Source organism: Desulfomarina sp. (assembly GCF_054039375.1).
The window spans coordinates 1-5,461 of record NZ_JBPLBA010000056.1 but is presented as its reverse complement, the minus strand read 5'-3'; the positions used below and the strand labels follow the sequence as shown (position 1 = coordinate 5,461).

Genomic DNA, 5,461 nt, shown 5'->3' with positions numbered 1-5,461 from the left:
GCAATCACATCCTCCTCCGCAACCACCACTGGCAACGGCCCTGGCTATGGACTGGACAAGTTCACGATTATCGGCTGCAGCAATCTCTTCCACACTGAATTCAAAAAAGAGAGGGTACTTTCTTTTTGCGAGGCCAAGATTTGCAAACAGGTCACGCCGCAGATGAGCAAAGGTTTCATGCAATTCGTCGGCGGTGACAGAAAATCTGACTGATTCTCCAACTTTTTTACCGTACATCCGGGATTCAAAATGGCAGAATCCTTCGCTTCCGACACCAAAAATAAACTCAAATGAAACCGGCTCCGGAACGAGATCATACTTCTCTTCCTCACTGCCGGCCAGAATGGAAACTTTTACCTTCGTCATATTTCCGATACCAGCCATTCCTGTCTCCTCAATATTGCAATATGTTTTCAGATCATGTACAAAACTCGGCCTGATAAAGCGGGTACCTCTCCAGTCGTGATTAGTCACAGGGGTAAATTTATTACCTCTGGACGGTAATCAGGATATGTTTTCGTGACTGGAATCACCTAATGAATTATGATAATGCAGGACAGGATAAGTACAAGAGCTACTCTGAACTCAGAGTGGGTTCAGACCTATAAAAAAGAACAATGAAAAACTTGAGTAATTACTCACAGGTACCCCAGCTTTTCACGGTCTCTTCTGTCCGCATAGTAGGCTATAGCGAACAAAAGAGCCTGCAAAAATCTGCGGCACCTGTGAGCAATTACAGTTCAGAGGTAATAAAATCACATATTTGCTACCCCTGTGAGTAGTTACGTTAGGTGATAATCACCCACAACCATACAGGTTTTTCACGGTCTCTTTTGTTCGCACAGGTAGGTTACAGCGGTCAAAAGGCCTGTACAAATCCGTGGCAGGTGAGCAATTACTGTTAAAATATCTCTTCAATTGAATTTATAGTTTTTTCCGGAATTTCAACGGCCAGGGCCGCAGACTCGCAGTCTTTCAAACCGTTTCCGGTGGCCAGAATAACAACGGTTTTATCCGCATCCAGTCCGTGCCGGCATTTCAGAAACCCGGCATAGGATGCAGCTCCGGCAGGTTCGGTAAAGAGACCGGTGGAAGCGGAAAGATCTGCCTGGGCTGCGAGAATTTCCTGATCTGAAACAGTCACCATCTCGCCATCAAACCGATTGAGAAGACCAAGTGCATGAATCCCGTTTCGGGGCACATCAACACAGATAGAATCCGCAACCGTTGATGTGGGCCGATTTTCAAATATACCCGAATGAAAAGCTCTGCTGAGGGCATCAGAAGTTCCAGCTTGCACACCTATAATCTTCGGGATCGAAAGAATCAATCCCATTTTCAGCAGGTCACGAAACCCCTTGTAAACACCAGCCAGGATACAACCATCTCCAACTGACACAAAGATGACATCAGGGGCCTTTGCCAGTTGTTTGAACAGTTCCAGGGAAACTGTTTTTTTTCCTTCAATGGTCAGTGGATTATAGGCTGTATTCCTGTTGATACCTCCCCTTTGCCTTGAAAATTCCAGTGACATTTCATAGGCCATATCGTAATTGCCATTGACCCGGTACACCTTTGCCCCGTATTGCAGAGCCTGCACCAGTTTGGCCGGGGGTGCCGCTTTTGGCAGAAACAGTGTTACTCTCTGCCCCGCGGCAGCTCCTACACCGGCCATGGATGAACCGGCATTGCCCGTCGAAGCCAGAGTGATATCACTAATGCCGGATTTACAGGCGAAGGCGGAAACCAATAATGAGGCCCTGTCTTTGAAGGACGAGGTGGGGTTTGAACTGTCATCCTTTATAAACAGGTTCCTGAATCCCGTTTTTTCCCGAATATTTACCGGTATCCACAGTGGCGTATTGCCTACAGGTATGACAGGAAAATATTGGGGTTCCACGCAAAGCAGATCAGAAATTTTAAAACCAGGTTCAATATTCCCATGCAGCTCAACCTCAAGGATGCCCTTTAAAGGCTGATCCTGTCGCTGTTGAGCAGAACAGTCCGGACACACCATAATCTCCGGCACAATATCATACGTCGCGCTGCAGACACTGCAGCGATAATTAAACTCCATGCCCTCATTCTCCGAGAAAAATCATTTTATCCGAAAATCCGCGGCCTAAGATCGCATCGCCGCAGTTGGGATTTCCATCAGTCTGCTGTAGCCGAGCCATGGAGTCCGGCCATGCCGGTTTGTTCCTGAATCCTGCATATCAGAAAATGAGAAAATCATAGAACTGCCGCCCCCATAAGCAGTTACGTTGTGCAGGATTCAGGATTATTACAGGTTCAAGACAGATGATCTATTTGACAGCTTGAAGAAACGCATTCAGCAGCTCCTCACCATCGGCACCGAATTTTTCAACGATCAATTTCTTGACCGCAGGCACGGCAGCCTTTTTAAAGGTCTCTTTTTCTGCGGCGGTAAGAGTGTTGACCTCCATGGTTTTCGAAAGTTCTTTCAGTCCCCTGTCGGAAGCCTCAATAACACGTCCCATGCCCCGTCCGGCTACAATTGCCGATTTCGCCGCATAACTGACCACTTCTTTTTCATTGTCTGTAAGGCTGTTCCAGAACTTACTGTTCATCGTCCAGACGTAGGGCGCAAAAAGATGTCCACTGAGGGTCAGATATTTCTGAACTTCCTGAAATTTGGCAAAGGCAATGATAGGAATGGGATTCATCTGGCCATCGGCTACACCGGTCTGCAGTGCGGTATACACCTCCGACCAGGAAATGGCAGCAGGCTGTCCACCCATGGCTGTAATAATCGCTTTATGGGTATCAAGTCCCATGGTCCTGATCTTCAGGCCGGCCATATCGGCTGGAGAATGAATGGGATGCTTTGAGTTGGTCAGCTGAAAAAAGCCGCCTGAATCGCCAAATCCCAGGACATGCAGACCGGTTCTCTTTTCAATGTCTGCAGCCAGTTTTTTACCGAAAGGACCGTCAAACACCTCATAAGTTTTGCTGATATTGGGGAAAGCAAAAGGAATATCCAGGATACCGATCAGGGGATAGACAGAGGCAAAACCACCCACTGAATGAATACCCGACTCAATAACACCGGCTTTGACCTGCTGGAGGGCATCCTTATCCTTACCCAACTGACCGCTTGGAAAGGTTTTTACCAAAACGGAACCGTTGGTTCCTGCTTCCACAAGGCTTTTAAACACAGTGGCCATTGCACCGGTGGGATTGTCAAACGGATCATCCTTATTAAGATGGTGCAGTTTGATGGTTTTAGCCGCCAGGGCTGAACCTGCAACTGTCATAATTGAAAACAGGACTGCTATGAAAACAACGGATAGCACTTTAACAGCTTTCATCTTAACCTCCTCCATTTTGGCAACCTTGTTGCCTTTTGTAGTCTCATTCATTGACCGATCGGCACTGCTGACCTCTCCCCGACCCGGATCATGAATTGTTTCCGGACACGCTACATAGTAATTGGTCACAGGGGGTAGCAATTCTGTGAGTTTATTACCTCTGAACTGTAATTGCTCACAGGTGCCGCAGATTTTTGCAGGCTCTTCTTCGCTATAGCCTACCTATGCGGACAAAAGTGACCGTGAAAAGCTGGGGGTACCTGTGAGTAATTACGCTACATAAGCAGTCTCGGAATGAACAGCGTCATCTCATCCCAGAATGCAACAAGAAAGAGAATGGCGATTTCCACCACCAGAAACGGAATCAGGGACATGCTGATTTTTTCGATTCGTTCTCCGGTAACCGACGACATGACAAACAGGCAGGCCCCCACCGGCGGTGTCATCAATGATATATTCAATGCCAGCACGATCATTATACCGGCATGTACCGGATCCATGCCGATGGTCTTGGTCAGCGGCCCCAGCACAGGAGCCAGTATGATCAGGGCGGCATTGATATCCATAAACATGCCCACCACCAGAAGCAAACAGAGTATCAACGTAATAATGACATTCGGATTACTGGAGAGAAACAGGAAAAATGCGGCAATTTTCTGCGGGATCTGCATGAAAGTCATCCACCAGCTCAAAATAGAGGCACTTGCTATTATGAGAAAAACAATACCGGTAATTCTGGCCGTGCGGATAAGCATTTCCACGATATCATTAAAGCTCAGAGCACGATAGACCACCACACCAATGAACAGTGCGTAAAAGACCGCAATCGCTGCGGCCTCGGTGGGCGTCACAATACCGAAAAGAATACCTCCCAGAATAATCCCCGGCATGAGAATGGCCAGGAAACTGGATTTAAACGCCCGGAAAATCCGTAGTAAACTGAACTGTTCTTTACTTTTCGGCAGGTTGAGCCTTCTGCCCAGCAGGGCGATCACGCACATGCACAAAGCGCAGATGAGCAGACCCGGGACAATACCGGCGGCAAAAAGACCGGCGATGGAAACCCCCATGAGTGAACCGTAAATTACCATAAGATTTGATGGCGGAATCGTGGGGCCGATAATCGAGCCGGCAACGGTTACTGCACAGGAAAACGGCCGGGTATATCCCTGTTTAACCATGGCCGGCACCAGGGTATTACCGAACGCCGCGGTATCAGCCACCGCGGCGCCGGTCATACCGGCAAAAAGGACCGAAGCTATCATATTGGAATGGGCAAGCCCTCCCCGCAGATATCCCACAAGGGCGTTGGCAAAATCAGCCAGCTTTTCTGTAATACCGGAACGGTTCATGATCTCTCCCGCCAGAATAAAAAAGGGCATGGCCATAAAGGTGAACAGATCCAATCCCTCAAAATAACGTTTGGGTGCCATCATAAGGAAATTGTCTCCCCCGATCTGAACCAGCCCGGCTATTCCTGCAACCCCGAGAGTCACCCCGATGGGAAGACCGATAAGAATAAAGAAAAAAAAGATCAGCAGAACTGCAATCACGACATCCTCCTATTGTAACTACTCACAGGATTGAAAACTGTATGGGTGCCTTGGAAAATTAGATTTTTCGTTCAGGATCAGGGAACAGTCAAAATAAAAAGCGCAGCATATTGGTCATATGTGGGCATTTTTCTTTTCGCTGTAACACAGAGATCGGGCGAAAAACCAATTTTTCAAGGTGGCCGTATGTTTTTATTACTTGCAACTACTCACAGGGGTAGCAAATATGTGATTTTATTACCTCTGAACTGTAATTGCTCACAGGTGCCGCAGATTTTTGCAGGCTCTTTTGTTCGCTATAGCCTACTATGCGGATAAAAGAGACCGTGAAAAGCTGGGGTACCTGTGAGTAATTACTATTACTTCTGAATTGTCACCGTCATACAAACAAGAAATCAAGAAGACAATTTTCCACCAGATATTCAATGGTTCTTATCCACACGTCAACCGTGAACAGTTGTGCTTTGGCTCCTATTGAGTATGGGTCATCCCCCGGGCGGACGGTTCTACTGAGCGGAACATGGCTGCAAAAATCTGGAATGCGGTCAGGGCAGCAGAAACCGGAACTGCGGCAAA

4 protein-coding genes are annotated in these 5,461 nt (G+C 47.5%); all 4 read right to left on the bottom strand.

Features of this window, described 5'->3' with window-relative positions; all coding sequences use genetic code 11:
* Nucleotides 1–384: hypothetical protein (locus tag ACXLDX_RS03135; protein WP_457575734.1), on the bottom strand; the 384-nt coding region annotated here is incomplete at its 3' end.
* Between the two features lie 517 nt (nt 385–901).
* Complete coding sequence (locus tag ACXLDX_RS03130) at nt 902–2,077, bottom strand: threonine synthase (RefSeq protein ID WP_457575733.1); 1,176 nt, start codon at nt 2,075–2,077, stop codon at nt 902–904.
* A gap of 229 nt (nt 2,078–2,306) precedes the next feature.
* Nucleotides 2,307–3,461 carry a TRAP transporter substrate-binding protein gene (locus ACXLDX_RS03125; protein ID WP_457575732.1) on the bottom strand — a complete coding sequence of 385 codons (1,155 nt, stop codon included), beginning with the start codon at nt 3,459–3,461 and terminating at the stop codon, nt 2,307–2,309.
* A gap of 146 nt (nt 3,462–3,607) precedes the next feature.
* The gene (locus ACXLDX_RS03120; RefSeq protein ID WP_457575735.1) at nt 3,608–4,882 is read right to left on the bottom strand and encodes a TRAP transporter large permease; all 1,275 of its coding nucleotides are present in this window, start codon (nt 4,880–4,882) and stop codon (nt 3,608–3,610) included.
* Between the last annotated feature and the right edge of the window lie 579 nt (nt 4,883–5,461).

Coding starts and splice junctions, on each gene's coding strand:
- ACXLDX_RS03130 (WP_457575733.1), bottom strand. CDS start 2,077: ATGGAGTTTAATTATCGCTGCAGTGTCTGCAGCGCGACGTATGATATT.